General features: G+C 69.9%; 12 protein-coding genes. 5 read left to right on the top strand and 7 right to left on the bottom strand.

What is annotated here, in order from left to right:
* Positions 1–23: 23 nt before the first annotated feature.
* From AC5DRG_RS45100 to iolC, 4 genes are read right to left on the bottom strand one after another with little or no spacing between them, the layout of a single operon-like run.
* Positions 24–1517 carry a CoA-acylating methylmalonate-semialdehyde dehydrogenase gene (locus tag AC5DRG_RS45100; protein ID WP_491805898.1) on the bottom strand — a complete coding sequence of 498 codons (1494 nt, stop codon included), beginning with the start codon at positions 1515–1517 and terminating at the stop codon, positions 24–26.
* 27 nt (positions 1518–1544) lie between these two features.
* Positions 1545–3413, bottom strand: a complete 1869-nt coding sequence (gene iolD, locus AC5DRG_RS45105) for a 3D-(3,5/4)-trihydroxycyclohexane-1,2-dione acylhydrolase (decyclizing) (protein ID WP_491805900.1) — start codon at positions 3411–3413, stop codon at positions 1545–1547.
* A 52-nt stretch (positions 3414–3465) separates the two neighbouring features.
* Positions 3466–4344, bottom strand: a complete 879-nt coding sequence (locus AC5DRG_RS45110) for a Cgl0159 family (beta/alpha)8-fold protein (protein WP_491805902.1) — start codon at positions 4342–4344, stop codon at positions 3466–3468.
* 12 nt (positions 4345–4356) lie between these two features.
* Positions 4357–5364 carry a 5-dehydro-2-deoxygluconokinase gene (iolC, locus tag AC5DRG_RS45115; protein WP_491805904.1) on the bottom strand — a complete coding sequence of 336 codons (1008 nt, stop codon included), beginning with the start codon at positions 5362–5364 and terminating at the stop codon, positions 4357–4359.
* 305 nt (positions 5365–5669) lie between these two features.
* Here iolC and AC5DRG_RS45120 point away from each other — a divergent pair, with 305 nt between their 5' ends.
* The 5 genes from AC5DRG_RS45120 to AC5DRG_RS45140 all read left to right on the top strand — a co-directional run bounded on the left by AC5DRG_RS45120 (position 5670) and on the right by AC5DRG_RS45140 (position 11174).
* The gene (locus AC5DRG_RS45120; protein ID WP_491805906.1) at positions 5670–6683 is read left to right on the top strand and encodes a sugar ABC transporter substrate-binding protein; all 1014 of its coding nucleotides are present in this window, start codon (positions 5670–5672) and stop codon (positions 6681–6683) included.
* Positions 6683–7759, top strand: coding sequence for an ABC transporter permease (locus AC5DRG_RS45125; protein WP_491813335.1), 1077 nt, complete (start codon positions 6683–6685; stop codon positions 7757–7759). Before AC5DRG_RS45120 ends, AC5DRG_RS45125 begins: the two co-directional genes overlap by 1 nt.
* A gap of 5 nt (positions 7760–7764) precedes the next feature.
* Positions 7765–8679 (top strand): ATP-binding cassette domain-containing protein, encoded by a 915-nt coding sequence (locus AC5DRG_RS45130; protein WP_491805908.1) that lies wholly within the window; start codon positions 7765–7767, stop codon positions 8677–8679.
* 1 nt (position 8680) lies between these two features.
* On the top strand, positions 8681–9583 hold the full coding sequence (locus AC5DRG_RS45135; RefSeq protein ID WP_491805910.1) for a sugar phosphate isomerase/epimerase family protein: 903 nt from the start codon (positions 8681–8683) through the stop codon (positions 9581–9583).
* A 271-nt stretch (positions 9584–9854) separates the two neighbouring features.
* Positions 9855–11174, top strand: coding sequence for a lipase family protein (locus tag AC5DRG_RS45140; RefSeq protein WP_491805912.1), 1320 nt, complete (start codon positions 9855–9857; stop codon positions 11172–11174).
* A 57-nt stretch (positions 11175–11231) separates the two neighbouring features.
* Here the strand turns inward: AC5DRG_RS45140 and AC5DRG_RS45145 are convergent, their stop codons facing one another.
* Genes AC5DRG_RS45145 through AC5DRG_RS45155 form a run of 3 tightly spaced genes read right to left on the bottom strand, consistent with a single transcriptional unit; the run spans position 11232 to position 14241 of the window.
* The gene (locus AC5DRG_RS45145) at positions 11232–12236 is read right to left on the bottom strand and encodes a Gfo/Idh/MocA family protein (protein WP_491805914.1); all 1005 of its coding nucleotides are present in this window, start codon (positions 12234–12236) and stop codon (positions 11232–11234) included.
* Between the two features lie 44 nt (positions 12237–12280).
* Positions 12281–13057 carry an SDR family oxidoreductase gene (locus tag AC5DRG_RS45150; protein WP_491805916.1) on the bottom strand — a complete coding sequence of 259 codons (777 nt, stop codon included), beginning with the start codon at positions 13055–13057 and terminating at the stop codon, positions 12281–12283.
* A gap of 8 nt (positions 13058–13065) precedes the next feature.
* A complete protein-coding gene (locus AC5DRG_RS45155) occupies positions 13066–14241 on the bottom strand; it encodes a phytanoyl-CoA dioxygenase family protein (protein WP_491805918.1) in 1176 nt (391 codons plus the stop codon).
* Positions 14242–14312 lie beyond the last annotated feature (71 nt).

The following is a 14312-nucleotide window of genomic DNA, read 5'->3' on the forward strand; positions in this document are numbered from 1 at the left end:
CTCCCTTCGGGTCGGTTCGGGTGTCAGGAGTGGCTCGGGAAGCCGAGGTTGATACCGGCGTCGGCCGGGTCCGGCCAGCGCGTGGTGATCACCTTGCCCTGGGTGTAGAAGGCGACGCCGTCGTTGCCGTAGACGTGCAGGTCGCCGAAGAGGGAGTCCTTCCAGCCGCCGAAGGAGTGGTAGCCGACGGGGACCGGGATCGGCACGTTCACGCCGACCATGCCCGCCCTGACCTCCAGCTGGAAGCGGCGGGCGGCGCCGCCGTCGCGGGTGAAGATCGCGGTGCCGTTGCCCCAACGGGAGTCGTTGATCAGCTTGATGGCCTCGTCGTACGTCTCCGCGCGGACGACGACCAGCACCGGGCCGAAGATCTCGTCGCGGTACGCGTCCGCCGTCAGCGGCACTTTGTCGAGGAGCGATACGCCGAGGAAGAAGCCGTCCTCGTGGCCCTTGACGGTGTATCCGGTGCCGTCGACCACGACCTGCGCGCCCTGCTCGGCAGCCGAGGAGACGTACGACGCCACCTTGTCGCGGTGCTCGCGCGTGATGAGCGGGCCCATCTCGGAGGCCGGGTCGTCGCCGGGACCGATGCGCAGGTTCCCGGCGCGCTCGGCGATCTTCGCGACCAGTTCGTCGCCGGTGTCGCCGACCGCGACCACCACCGACACAGCCATGCAGCGCTCGCCCGCCGAGCCGTAGGCGGCGTTGATGGCCTGGTCGGCGGCGAAGTCGAGGTCGGCGTCGGGGAGGACGAGCATGTGGTTCTTGGCGCCGCCCAGAGCCTGGACGCGCTTGCCGTGCTCGACCGCCTTGAGCTGGATGTACTTGGCGATCGGGGTCGAGCCGACGAACGAGACGGCCTCGATGTCCGGGTGCTCCAGGATGCGGTCCACGGCCACCTTGTCGCCCTGCACGATGTTCAGGACACCGTCCGGGAGGCCGGCCTCCGAGGCGAGTTCGGCCAGCCGGAAGGAGGCCGAGGGGTCCTTCTCGCTCGGCTTCAGCACGAAGGTGTTGCCGCACGCGATCGCCAGGGGGAACATCCACATCGGCACCATGGCCGGGAAGTTGAACGGCGTGATGCCCGCGACCACGCCCAGCGGCTGCCGGATCGAGGCGACGTCGACGCGGGTGGAGACCTGCGTCGACAGCTCGCCCTTCATCAACTGCGCGATACCGCAGGCGAGTTCGACGATCTCCATGCCCCGGGCGACCTCGCCCAGCGCGTCCGAGTGGACCTTGCCGTGCTCGGCGGTGATCAGCTCGGCGATCTCGTCGCGGTGCGCGTCCAGCAGTTCGCGGTACTTGAACAGCACCGCCGTGCGCTTGGCGAGGGAGGCGGTGCCCCAGCCCTCGTAGGCGGCCTTGGCGCTGGCTACGGCGGTGTCCACGTCGTCGACCGTAGCGAAGGCGACCTGCTTCTCCTGTACGCCGGTCGCCGGGTTGTATACCGCGCCGAAGCGCCCGGAGGTGCCCTCGACGGGCTTGCCGCCGATCCAGTGGGTGATGGTCTTCATGGTGCGGGCCTTTCGGGGGAGGGGGGTTCAGAGGTGCCGGCGGCGGTCGGCGACCTGGCGGTCGTAGACCTCGCGGGCCCGGACGGCGGCCTCGCGGGTGGCGGTCTCGGCGACCGGCACGTCCCACCAGGCTTCCGCCGGGGGAGCGGTGGGCGCCGGATCGATTTCCACGTAGACGCAGGTCGGCCGGTCGGAGGCGCGCGCGGTGGCGAGGGCCTCGCGCAGTTCGCGCACGGTCTTGGCGCGCAGGACGTCCATGCCGAGGCTCGCGGCATTGGCGGCGAGGTCGACGGGCAGCGGATCGCCGGTGAAGGTGCCGTCAGGGGCCCGGTAGCGGTAAGGCGTGCCGAAGCGTTCGCCGCCGACCGACTCGGAGAGGCCGCCGATGGAGGCGTAGCCGTGGTTCTGGATCAGGACCAGGTTGACGGGCAGGCCCTCCTGGACGGCGGTGACGATCTCGGTCGGCATCATCAGATACGTGCCGTCGCCGACCAGCGACCAGACGGGCGTGTCGGGGGCGGCCTGCTGGACGCCGATGCCGGCCGGGATCTCGTAGCCCATGCACGAGTAGCCGTACTCCAGGTGGTACTGGCGCGGCGAGCGGGCCCGCCACAGCTTGTGCAGGTCGCCCGGGAGCGAACCGGCCGCGTTGATCACCACGTCCTCGTCGCCGACGACCGCGTCCAGCGCGCCCAGCACCTGCGTCTGGGTCGGCACCGCGCTCTCGTCGTCGGCCCGGAAGGCGGCCTCGACCACCCGCTCCCAACTCGCCTTGCCGGCCCGGTACTCGCTCTCGTACGACGCCTCGACGCGATGTCCGGCGAGCGCCTCGGCGAGTGCGGTGAGCCCGGCCCGCGCGTCGCAGACGAGCGTGCGGGCCGCGAGCTTGTGGGCGTCGAAGCCGGTGATGTTGACGTTGAGGAAACGGACGTCCGGATTCTGGAAGAGCGTGCCGGAGGCGGTGGTGAAGTCGCTGTAGCGGGTGCCGACGCCGATGACCAGGTCGGCCGTGCGCGCGATGTCGTCGCCGACCGCGGTGCCGGTGTGGCCGATGCCGCCCAGGTCGGCGGGGTGGTCGTGGCGCAGGGAGCCCTTGCCGGCCTGGGTGGCGGCGACCGGGATGCCGGTGGCCTCGACCAGCGCCTTCAGGGCGTCCTCGGCCTCGCTGTGGTGGACTCCGCCGCCCGCGACGATCAACGGGCGGGCGGCGGAGCGGATCGCGGCGACGGCCTGCGCCAGTTCGACGGGGTCGGGCGCGGGGCGTCGTACGTGCCAGACACGCTCGGCGAAGAAGGCGTCCGGCCAGTCGAAGGCCTCCGCCTGGACGTCCTGGGGGAGGGCGAGGGTGACGGCGCCGGTCTCGGCGGGGTCGGCCAGGATCCGCATGGCATTGAGGGCGGACGGGATCAGCGCCTCGGGGCGGGTGACCCGGTCGAAGTAGCGGGAGACCGGGCGCAGGGTGTCGTTGACGGACACATCGGCCTCGACCGGGTGCTCCAACTGCTGGAGGAGCGGGTCGGCGGCGCGGGTCGCGAAGTAGTCGCCGGGGAGCAGGAGCACCGGGAGGCGGTTGATCGTCGCGAGCGCGGCTCCCGTGACCAGGTTCGTGGCACCGGGGCCGATGGACGTGGTCACCGCCTGCGCGGAGAGACGGTTGAGGTGGCGGGCGTGGCCAACTGCCGCGTGCACCATGGCCTGTTCGTTGCGGCCCTGGTGGTACGGCATGGCGTCCTCACCCGCCTCCAGGAGCGCCTGCCCGATGCCCGCCACATTGCCGTGGCCGAAGATGCCCCAGGTGCCGGCGATCAGCCGGTGGCGTACGCCGTCGCGCTCGGTGTACTGGGCGGACAGGAACCGCACCAGTGCCTGGGCGGTCGTCAGTCGGCGGGTGCTCATCGGGACCTCTCGGGTGCGGTGCGGAGGGGGAGTCGGGTCATCGCGTACCGCCTCACAGCAGGCCGACCGCGGTGTCCACGGCCGTCTCCACGCTGCCCTCGGCCGGGTAGAGCAGCGAGCGGCCCACGACCATGCCCTGGACGGTCGGCAGTCGCAGCGCCTTGCGCCAGCGCTCGTACGCGCCCTCCTGATCGTCACCGACCTCGCCGCCGAGCAGGACGGCGGGCAGCGTGGAGGTCTCCAGGACCTGGCCCATGTCGTCCGGGTCATGGGTGACGGGGAGTTTCAGCCAGGTGTAGGCGGAGGTGCCGCCGAGTCCCGAGGCGATGGCGATGGAGCGCATGACGGCCTCGGGGGTAAGGTCGTTGTTGACCTTCCCGTCGACGCGGCGGGAGATGAACGGCTCGACGAAAACCGGGAGTTGGTGTGCCGCCATGTCGTCGATCGCGCGGGCGGTGGACTCCAGCGTGGTCAGCGAACCCGGGTCGGCGTAGTCGATACGGAGCAGCAGTTTGCCCGCGTCGAAGCGCAGCCGGGAGAGGTCCTGGGCTCGGTGGCCGGTGAAGCGGTCGTCCATCTCGAAGGCGGCGCCGGCCAGGCCGCCGCGGTTCATGGAGCCCATGACGACCTTGTCCTCCAGCGCCCCGAGCAGCAGGAGGTCCTCCAGGATGTCCGCGGTGGCGAGCACCCCGTCGACGCCGGGCCGGGAGAGGGCGACACAGAGGCGTTCCAGCAGGTCCGCCCGGCCGGCCATGGCCAGCTTGCGGTCGCCGACGCCGAGCGCGCCGCGTGCCGGGTGGTCGGCGGCGACGATCATCAGACGGCCGCTGTCGCCGATCAGCGGGCGGCGCCCCCGTCGGGCGGCCGCCTCTGCGACGGCCTCCGGGTGCCGGGCTCTGACCGTGGGGAGGTCAGGGATGCCGATGGTCAAGGGGAACTCCGTTCAGGGGGTGGCCCGGGCGGCCACGCCGCTCGCCGTCGGGGTCTGTGCGAGGAGGCCGTCGACCTCGGCCCGGGTCGGCATCGCCGAGGAGCAGGCGAGGCGGGAGGCGACGAGGGCGCCTGCCGCGTTTGCGTACCGCATCGTGTCCGCCAACTCCCAGCCGGACAGCAGCCCGTGACAGAGCGAGCCACCGAACGCGTCCCCCGCGCCGAGGCCGTTGACCACCTCGACGGGCACCGGCGGCACCTCCGCGCGGGTGCCGTCGCGGTGCAGCGCCAGTACGCCTTTGGGGCCCTGTTTGACGACGGCGAGTTCGACACCCGCTGCCAGCAACGCCTCGGCGCACGCCTGCGGTTCGCGGACGCCGGTGGCGATCTCGCACTCGTCGAGGTTGCCGACCGCGACGGTGACGTGACGCAGCGCTTCCGCGTAGTAGGGGCGGGCCTCTTCCGGGTCCCGCCAAGCTGTGTCATTCCAAAGCGCGGGGCGCCAGTCGAGGTCGAAGACGGTGATGCCCGCCTTGTCGCGCGCCTTCAGCGCGGCCAGCGTGGCCGAGCGGCTCGGCTCCTCGCTCAGGCCGGTGCCCGTGATCCAGAAGATCTTCGCCGCGCGGATCGCGAAGAAGTCCAGCTCGTCCGTGTGGATCTCCAGGTCGGGGGCCTTCGGTCGACGGTAGAAGTACAGCGGGAAGTCGTCCGGCGGGAAGATCTCGCAGAACGTCACCGGCGTCGGGTGGGCCGCCACCGGTCTGACCCAGCGGTCGTCGACGCCGAACTCCCCGAGCGCCAGGTGGAGATAGGCACCGAATGGGTCGTCGCCGGTGCGGGTGATCACGGCGGTGGAGCGGTCGAGGCGGGCGGCGGCGACCGCCACGTTGGCGGCCGAACCCCCGAGGAACTTGCCGAAGGAGTCGACCTTCGCCAGGGGTACGCCCGTCTGCGTGGGGTAGAGATCGACCCCGATGCGGCCCATAGTGATCAAGTCGAAGGGCTGGGCTGACTCGGCCATGCGCGACGCTCCTCGATGGAATCGAGTCTGCTGGGATTGGCAGGCTCCGGGCGGGCTGCCGCCTCCCAGGTGTAAGTCGCGGAACCCCACGCTGTCAATGGTTTGTACTTACATTCGGACCTGCTTGTGAAATGATGTCTTAACAAAGTATTGACAGCGGGCGCAGCAAGGGATTGGATCCCGTCCCAGCGCAACAGCCGTGTTTCGCGGCACAAGACCCGGGTCTGAGTAGCTCCCGGGCCCCAGGACCCTCGCGGTCCCCGGCCCTTCCCCCGTCGTTCGTCGCACAGTGAGGTGCAGGAAAGATGGCACGCTCTTCTCGTTCCCGCAGAATCGCCCCCGTCGTGGCCATGGCCGCGGCAGCGGCCCTGACCCTCGCGAGCTGCTCCAGCAGCTCCGGTGGAAAGGAGTCCGAGGAAGGCGGCACCGACTCCTCGGCGGGCAAGGCCACCACGCCCCGGATGACCATCGCGCTGGTCACCCACCAGTCGCCCGGTGACACCTTCTGGGACATCGTCCGCAAGGGTGCCGAAGCCGCGGCCGCCAAGGACAACGTCAAGCTGATCTACTCGGCCGACCCGAACGCCGGCAACCAGGCCACCCTGGTGCAGAACGCCATCGACCAGAAGGTCGACGGCATCGCGATCACCCTCGCCAAGCCGGACGCCCTCAAGGACGTCGTGAGCAAGGCGAAGGCCGCGAACATACCCGTCGTGGGCCTCAACTCCGGTGTCAGCGAATGGCAGAAGCTCGGCCTGATGGAGTTCTTCGGCCAGGACGAGACCGTGGCCGGCGAGGCGCTCGGCAAGCGGCTCAACGAGGCAGGCGCCAAGAAGGCCGTCTGTGTCATCCAGGAGCAGGGCAACATCGGCCTGACGCAGCGCTGTGACGGTGTGAAGAAGACCTTCACCGGCACCACCGAGACCCTGAACGTCAACGGCACCGACATGCCGTCCGTGAAGTCGACGATCACCGCCAAGCTCACGCAGGACAAGGCGATCGACTACGTCGTCACCCTGGGCGCCCCGTTCGCGCTGACCGCCACGCAGTCCGTGACCGACGCGGGCAGCTCGGCCAAGGTCGCCACCTTCGACCTGAACAAGGACCTGACGGGCGCCATCAGCAAGGGCACCATCGAGTTCGCCGTGGACCAGCAGCCCTACCTCCAGGGCTACTTGGCGATCGACTCGCTGTGGCTCTACAAGAACAACGGCAACTACATGGGTGGTGGCGAGCAGCCCGTGCTGACCGGTCCGGCCTTCGTCGACAAGACCAACGTCGACACCGTCGCGGCGTTCGCCGCGAAGGGCACTCGGTGATCGGCATGACCCAGCACGCCGAGCCGGCGGTGACCACACCGCCGGCCCCCGGCCGCAAGGAGACCGACGGCCGGACCACCCAACGCCCCCTGGCGCTACGGATGTTGGCCCGTCCCGAGGTGGGTGTCTTCCTCGGTGCCGTAGCGGTGTACGTGTTCTTCCTGATCTCGGCTCCGCCGGTGCGCGACAGCAGCTCGATGGCGAACGTCCTGTACCAGTCGTCGACCATCGGGATCATGGCCCTGCCGGTGGCGCTGCTGATGATCGGCGGCGAGTTCGACCTGTCGTCCGGCGTCGCCGTCATCACCTCCGCGCTCACCGCGAGCATGCTCAGCTACCAACTGACCATGAACGTATGGGTCGGTGTGATCGTCGCGCTGCTCGTGTCGCTCACGGTCGGCTTCTTCAACGGCTGGATGGTGGTGAAGACCGGGCTGCCCAGCTTCCTGGTCACCCTCGGCACCTTCCTGATCCTGCAGGGCGTCAACCTCGCGGTGACCAAGCTGGTCACCACCAACGTGGCCACCGACGACATCAGCAACATGGACGGCTTCTCGACCGCGAAGAAGGTGTTCGCGTCGTCCTTCGACGTCGGCGGCGTCCAGGTGAAGATCACGATCATCTACTGGCTGGTCTTCGCGGCCATCGCCACCTGGGTGCTGCTCCGTACCAAGTACGGCAACTGGATCTTCGCCGTCGGCGGCAACAAGGACAGCGCCCGCGCCGTCGGTGTGCCGGTGACGTTCACGAAGATCTCGCTGTTCATGCTGGTCGGCTTCGGTGCCTGGTTCGTCGGCATGCACCAGCTGTTCACGTTCAACACCGTGCAGTCGGGTGAGGGCGTGGGCCAGGAGCTGATCTACATTTCCGCGGCCGTGATCGGCGGCTGTCTGCTGACCGGCGGTGCCGGTTCGGCAATCGGTCCGGTCTTCGGCGCGTTCATGTTCGGCATGGTGCAGCAGGGCATCGTCTACGCCGGCTGGAACCCCGACTGGTTCAAGGCGTTCCTCGGCGTGATGCTGCTCGGCGCCGTCCTGATCAATCTGTGGGTCAGCCGCACGGCGACCCGGAGGTGAACGGAATGACATCCACCAACGGAACCGGCACCCACGGCGCCATCCTCGCGGACGCCGCCCCCGAGAAGGACGGGGTGCTCGTCCAGCTCCGCAACGCGGGCAAGTCGTACGGCAACGTCCGCGCCCTGCACGGCGTCGACCTCGCCGTGCACCCGGGGCAGGTGACGTGCGTGCTCGGCGACAACGGCGCCGGCAAGTCGACCCTGATCAAAATCATCTCCGGGCTGCACCAGCACACCGAGGGCGACTTCCTCGTCGACGGGCAGCCGGTGCACTTCTCCACCCCGCGCGAGGCCCTCGACAAGGGCATCGCCGCCGTCTACCAGGACCTGGCGACCGTGCCGCTGATGCCGGTATGGCGCAACTTCTTCCTCGGCTCCGAGATGACGCTGGGCCCCTGGCCCGTACGTCGCCTGGACATCGCCCGCATGAAGAAGACCGCGGACGAAGAGCTCCGCAACATGGGCATCATCCTGGACAACCTGGACCAGCCCATCGGCACCCTCTCCGGCGGTCAGCGCCAGTGCGTGGCGATCGCCCGCGCCGTCTACTTCGGCGCCCGCGTTCTGATCCTGGACGAGCCGACCGCCGCCCTGGGCGTCAAGCAGTCCGGCGTGGTGTTGAAGTACATCGCGGCCGCCCGCGACCGCGGTCTGGGCGTCATCTTCATCACCCACAACCCGCACCACGCCTACATGGTCGGCGACCACTTCAGCGTGCTGCGCCTGGGCACGATGGAACTGTCCGCCGAACGCGCCGAGATCACCCTCGAAGAGCTGACCAACCACATGGCCGGCGGCACCGAACTGGCCGCGCTCAAGCACGAGTTGGCCCAGGTCCGCGGCGTCGACGTCGAGGAACTCCCCGAAGCGGAGGACCTCACCGCGCCAGTGGTGGCGAAGTCCGAAGGGGACTCCTGACATGGCGAATGCCCTGGACCGCATCCGGGTCGGCTCCGCCCCGGACTCCTGGGGCGTCTGGTTCTCCGACGACCCCCGACAGGTGCCCTGGGAACGCTTCCTGGACGAGGTCGCCGAAGCGGGCTACTCCTGGATCGAGTTGGGTCCGTACGGCTACCTTCCGACCGACCCGGCCCGGCTCACCGACGAGGTGGACAGGCGTGGGCTGAAGGTGTCGGCGGGCACGGTCTTCACCGGCATGCACCGGGGTCCCGCCGTCTGGGAGTCCACCTGGGAGCACGTCAGCCAGGTCGCCGCGCTCACCCAGGCGATGGGCGCGAAGCACCTCGTCGTCATCCCGTCCTTCTGGCGCGACGACAAGACCGCCGAGATCCTGGAGCCGCCGGAGCTCACCGGCGAGCAGTGGGCCCACCTGACCAAGGGCATGGAACGCCTCGGACACGAGGTCAAGGAGACGTACGGCCTCGACCTCGTCGTCCACCCGCACGCCGACACCCATGTCGACACCGAGGACCATGTCGAGCGCTTCCTCGACTCGACCGACACGGAATTGGTCAACCTCTGCCTCGACACCGGGCACTACGCCTACTGCGGCGGCGACAGCGTCAAGCTGATTGAGACGTACGGCGAGCGCATCGGCTATCTGCACCTCAAGCAGGTCGACCCGGAGATCCTGGCCGACGTGGTGAGGGACGAGGTTCCGTTCGGTCCGGCGGTGGGGCGCGGGGTGATGTGCGAACCGCCCTCCGGCGTACCGGAGTTGGAGCCGGTGCTGGTGGCCGCCCAGCGGCTGGGCGTGGAGCTGTTCGCGATCGTCGAGCAGGACATGTACCCGTGCGAGCCGGACAAGCCGCTGCCCATCGCGGTGCGTACGCGCAAGTTCCTGAGGTCCTGCGGGGCCTGAAGCCAGGGCGGCAGGCGGGGCAAAGGGCGAGGCGGAAGGGGCTGGAGGGGCCCTTGTTAGACTTGGTGTCATATTACTGAAGCGTAATAATCCGAGGGCTACCGCCGGTAAGTTACGCGTGGGTAAGGTCGCGGCATTCCGCTGTGGAGCGGTGCGAGGGCGTCGTGGGACGACGTGCGCCCTCGCACTCACCGGCCCCCCACCGCGCCCGGACTCGAGCCGCGAGACCCCGGGCGAGCCGCTCCGCATGCCTCTGCTCTGGAGGTTTGCCATGCCCCTAGGAAGAGCCCTGCTCGTCGCGGCCTGTGCCGCCTGCCTCGGTGCCCAGGCCCTGCCCGCCGCCGCGGCCACCGGAACGGACACCGTGGTGTCCCGTGGTGTCACGATCCCCGCGTTCTACAACCCGCCCGCCTCCCTGCCCGACGCCAACGGCACGCTGATCCGCAGCGAGCCACTGCCGCTCGCCCTCAGCCTGCCCGGCCTGGACGGACCGCTGCCGGGCACCGCGACCCGCCTGATGTACAAGTCCACCGACTCCAACGGGGAACCGGTCGCGGTGACCGGCGCCTACATCGAGCCCTCGGCCGCCTGGACGGGTTCCGGGGCGAGACCGCTCGTCGCCGTGGCGCCCGGCACCATGGGACAGGGCGACCAGTGCTCGGCCTCCATGGGCCTGGAGCATCCGATCCAGCTCAACGGCGAGACGGTGTCGATCGGTTACGAGGACCTGTCGATCTACCGGCTGCTGGCCAAGGGCGTCACGGTAGTCGTCACCGACTACGTCGGCCTCGGCGCCACGGACCGGCTGCACACCTACGTCAACCGCGTCGACGAGGCGCACGCGGTACTGGACGCCGTCCGCGCCGCCCGTGCCCTCGACGGCGCGTCCGTCACCTCCGCCTCGCGCGTCGGCCTGTTCGGCTACAGCCAGGGCGGCGGTGCCACGGCTGCCGCCGCCGAACTCCAGCCCGTCTACGCCCCCGAGCTCACCCTGTCCGGCACCTACGCCGGCGCCCCGCCAGCCGACCTGGACGCGGTCACCGAGGCCATCGACGGCACCGAACTCGCGGGCGCCCTGGGCTGGTCCCTCAACGGGTTCCTCCAGACCGACCCCGCCCTGAAGCCGATCGCCGAGGCACATCTCAACGACGCGGGCAGGGCCGCGCTCACCGACCTGTCGACCATGTGCGTCGCCGACGCGCTCTTCACCTACGGCTTCGCGCACAGCACGGCGTGGACCGACGACGGCCGGTCCATCAGCGAGATCATCCGTTCCGAGCCCGCCGTCGAGGCCTTCCTGGCCGAGCAGCGCATCGGCACCCTGAAGCCGACGAGCCCGGTCCGCCTGGCCACCGGCATCGCCGACAACCTCGTCCCGCACGCACAGGCACGCCAACTCGCCGTCGCCTGGTGCGGCAAGGGAGCAGACGTCACCTACCAGCCGGTGCTGCTGCCCAGCGTCGGCGACCCCCTGCTCAACCACTTCGCGCCCCTGCTCACCGACCAGGGTTCCGCCATCTCGTGGCTGACGGACCGGCTGTCCGGCAAGCCCGCCTCCTCCAACTGCTGGAGCATGCCGCTGCAGCCCTGAAAACCGGTCGGGGCGGCCGGAGTTCACCCGGCCGCCCCCCTTCCGTGGTCCGCGTCGTCAGACGGTGCGGACCTCGGCGATCGTCACCGGGCGGTGCTCGTGCAGCGACAGCGTGCACGCGTCGGCGATCCAGCCGGCCTCAAGGGCGTCCGCCACCGTGCAGGGGGAGGTGCGGGTGCCCGCCACGACCTCGGTGAACGCGGTGAGTTCGGCGCGGTAGGCGGCGGTGAAGCGGTCCATGAAGAAGTCGTGCGGGGTACCGGCCGGGAAGGTCACACCGGGTTCGACGGAGCGCAGCGGGAGCTTGTCCTCCAGGCCCACGGCGATGGAGTCCGTAAAGCCGTGGATCTCCATGCGGACGTCGTAACCGCGGGCGTTGTGGCGGGAGTTGGAGACCACGGCGATCGTGCCGTCGTCGAGGGTGAGGATCGCGCCCGTGGTGTCGGCGTCGCCCGCCTCCTTGATGTAGTCGGCGCCCCGGTTGCCGCCGACGGCGTACACCTCGGTCACCTCGCGGCCGGTCACCCAGCGGATGATGTCGAAGTCGTGCACGCTGCAGTCGCGGAAGATGCCGCCGGAGGCGGCGATGTACGCGGCCGGCGGCGGCGCGGGGTCGAGTGTGGTCGACCGTACGGTGTGCAGCTTGCCCAGCTCGCCGCTGTGCACGGCGGCGCGGGCGGCGACGAATCCGGCGTCGAAGCGGCGGTTGTAGCCGATCTGGATCGGCACGTCCTTGTCCTCGACGGCCTTGAGTACCTGGACGCCCTCGGCCATGGTCTTTGCGACAGGCTTCTCGCAGAAGACGGGGATGCCGGCCTCGACCCCGGCCAGGATCAGCCCGGGGTGGGCGTCCGTCGCGGCCGCGACCACGATGCCGTCCACGCCGGCCGCCAGCAGGGCCTCCGGCGAGTCCACGACCTCGCCGCCGAACCGCTCCGCGGCGGTCTTGGCGGCGTCCGCGAAGGGGTCGGTGAGGACGAGCGACTCGACGGCGTCGAGTCCGGAGAGGGTCTCGGCGTGAAAGGCGCCGATGCGGCCGAGGCCGAGGATTCCGATACGCATGAGGGTGTTGCTCCTTGGGAGGTGCGGGTGTCTTACAAGGGGAGTCAGTCGAGTGCGCCGAGGACGTTCTGGTCCCAGTCGATCACCGAACCGGTGACCACGCCGGACCGGTCGGACAGCAGGAACACCACGAAGTCGGCGATCTCGTCCGGTTGGCCGAGCTTGCCCATCGGCAGCTTCGCCGCGGCTTCCTCCCGCCAGTCGTCCCCGGCACCGTGGAAGGCCTTCTGCGTGGCGTCCTCGCCCTCGGTCGCGGTCCAGCCGATGTTCAGGTCGTTGATCCGGACCCGGTCGAAGCGGTGAGCGTGCGCGGCATTGCGGGTCAGGCCCGCCAGACCGGCCTTGGCCGCGGAGTACGCCGCCAGGTGGGGAGGCCCGCCGTGGGCGCAGTTGGAGCCGATGTTGACGACGGTGCCCGGCGCCTTGCGCGCCAGCATGTCGGCCACCACGGCCTGCATCGCGAAGAACGGCGCCTTGAGGTTGATCGCGATGTGCTGGTCGAACAGTTCGGGCGTGGTTTCCAGCAGCGTGCCGCGGGTGGTGAGCCCGGCGGAGTTCACCAGGCAGTCGACGCGACCGTGCGCGGCGATCACCTCGGCCACGGCCGCCTTCGCCTGCTCGGCGTCCGACAGGTCGGCGCGTACGAACATCGCCTTGCCGCCCGCCTCGGTCAGCTCGGCCACGATGGCCTCACCGCGCTCGGGGCGGCGACCGGTGACGGCCACCACCGCACCCTCGCGCACCGCGGCCCGGGCGATGGCGGCACCCACGCCCTGGCTGCCGCCGTTGACGAGGACGATCTTGTCGTCGAGTAGTCCCATGGTGTTCCTCAGCTCTCGCGTCGCTCTGCACCGGCCAGCAGCTCCTCGCGGAGCGCCTCCGGGGTCCATTCCTCGCGTACCGCACGGCGGACGACGTCGGCCTGCGAAGGCGGCGCCAGTCCGTCGACCGGCGGGTCGCTGTCGAGGTTGGTGGGGAAGGGGTAGCCCTCGGCGCAGGCCGCGACGACTGTGTCCAGCCACTCTTCGTCCGCGCCCTCGGCCTTGCGCCGCAGCAGCACCGGGAAGACCGCGTTGCTCACCGCCTCGCGGTCCACCGTCTCCATCGCCCGCCCGAACGCCGAGGACACCTGGAGCAGGTTCGCCATGCGCCGGATGTCCGCCGAGCGGTTGGTGCCGGCCGCGTGGAAGAGCGCGGGGTTGAAGAAGGCGGCATCGCCCTTGGCGAGGGGGAGTTGGATGTGGTGGGCCTCGAAGTAGGCCTGGAATTCCGGGAGTCGCCACGCGAGATAGCCCGGCTCGAACTTCTGGGAGTGCGGCAGATACAGCGTCGGCCCCGACTCGACCGGCATGTCGCAGTGCGCGACCGCCCCTTGGAGCGTGAGTACGGGGGAGAGGCGGTGCACGTGCGCGGGGTAGCCGGCCGCGACCTCGTTGGTGAGGAAGCCCAGGTGGTAGTCCCGGTGTACGGTCTGCGCCGCGCCGCCCGGGTTGACCACGTTGACCTGCGAGGTGATCTGGTAGCCGGGGCCGAGCCAGGCCGCCGATGCCAGGGCCAGGATGTCGTTCGCGTAGTAGTCGGCGAACGCCTCCGGGTCGTAGAGTGCGGCCTTCTCCAGGGCGTTCCACACACGGTCGTTGGCCCCCGGCTTGGCGAAGTGGTCCCCGGCGCTCGCGCCAGAAGCTCGCTGCTCGGCGATCAGGGCGTCGAACACGGCCGTCGTACGGTCCACGACCGAGGTGTCCGGGAAAGCGGCCTGGAGAACCACGATGCCGGGCCCCTCGTCGAACGCCCGGACCAGCTCGGCCTGGACCTCGCGGCGCTCGCCGGCGGCCACGGCCTTGCGGAGGCGGTCGCTGTCGTAGACGAGGACGTTCCGCTCGACGGAGGAGGCGTACGGGAAACCCGCCAGGTCGGTCGGCTGCTCGACCAGCGCGCGGAAGGCGTCGAGATCGCAGTCGCGCTCGGATAGCCAGGCGCGGTGTTCTGCGGGAGTGAAGGACATCGTCGTCCCCTCGGGTCATGAGGTGGTGCGGCTCTGTCATTCTTGTCAGTACAAACCCATCGAACAACCAG

The sequence above is a fragment of the Streptomyces sp. JLBG701 genome, from assembly GCF_058544905.1.

What these genes read in the sequence shown, in the direction of transcription:
- AC5DRG_RS45100 (WP_491805898.1), bottom strand. Translation starts at nt 1,517, where the DNA reads ATGAAGACCATCACCCACTGGATCGGCGGCAAGCCCGTCGAGGGCACC.
- iolD (WP_491805900.1), bottom strand. Translation starts at nt 3,413, where the DNA reads ATGAGCACCCGCCGACTGACGACCGCCCAGGCACTGGTGCGGTTCCTG.
- iolC (WP_491805904.1), bottom strand. Translation starts at nt 5,364, where the DNA reads ATGGCCGAGTCAGCCCAGCCCTTCGACTTGATCACTATGGGCCGCATC.
- AC5DRG_RS45120 (WP_491805906.1), top strand. Translation starts at nt 5,670, where the DNA reads ATGGCACGCTCTTCTCGTTCCCGCAGAATCGCCCCCGTCGTGGCCATG.
- AC5DRG_RS45130 (WP_491805908.1), top strand. Translation starts at nt 7,765, where the DNA reads ATGACATCCACCAACGGAACCGGCACCCACGGCGCCATCCTCGCGGAC.
- AC5DRG_RS45135 (WP_491805910.1), top strand. Translation starts at nt 8,681, where the DNA reads ATGGCGAATGCCCTGGACCGCATCCGGGTCGGCTCCGCCCCGGACTCC.
- AC5DRG_RS45140 (WP_491805912.1), top strand. Translation starts at nt 9,855, where the DNA reads ATGCCCCTAGGAAGAGCCCTGCTCGTCGCGGCCTGTGCCGCCTGCCTC.
- AC5DRG_RS45145 (WP_491805914.1), bottom strand. Translation starts at nt 12,236, where the DNA reads ATGCGTATCGGAATCCTCGGCCTCGGCCGCATCGGCGCCTTTCACGCC.
- AC5DRG_RS45150 (WP_491805916.1), bottom strand. Translation starts at nt 13,057, where the DNA reads ATGGGACTACTCGACGACAAGATCGTCCTCGTCAACGGCGGCAGCCAG.
- AC5DRG_RS45155 (WP_491805918.1), bottom strand. Translation starts at nt 14,241, where the DNA reads ATGTCCTTCACTCCCGCAGAACACCGCGCCTGGCTATCCGAGCGCGAC.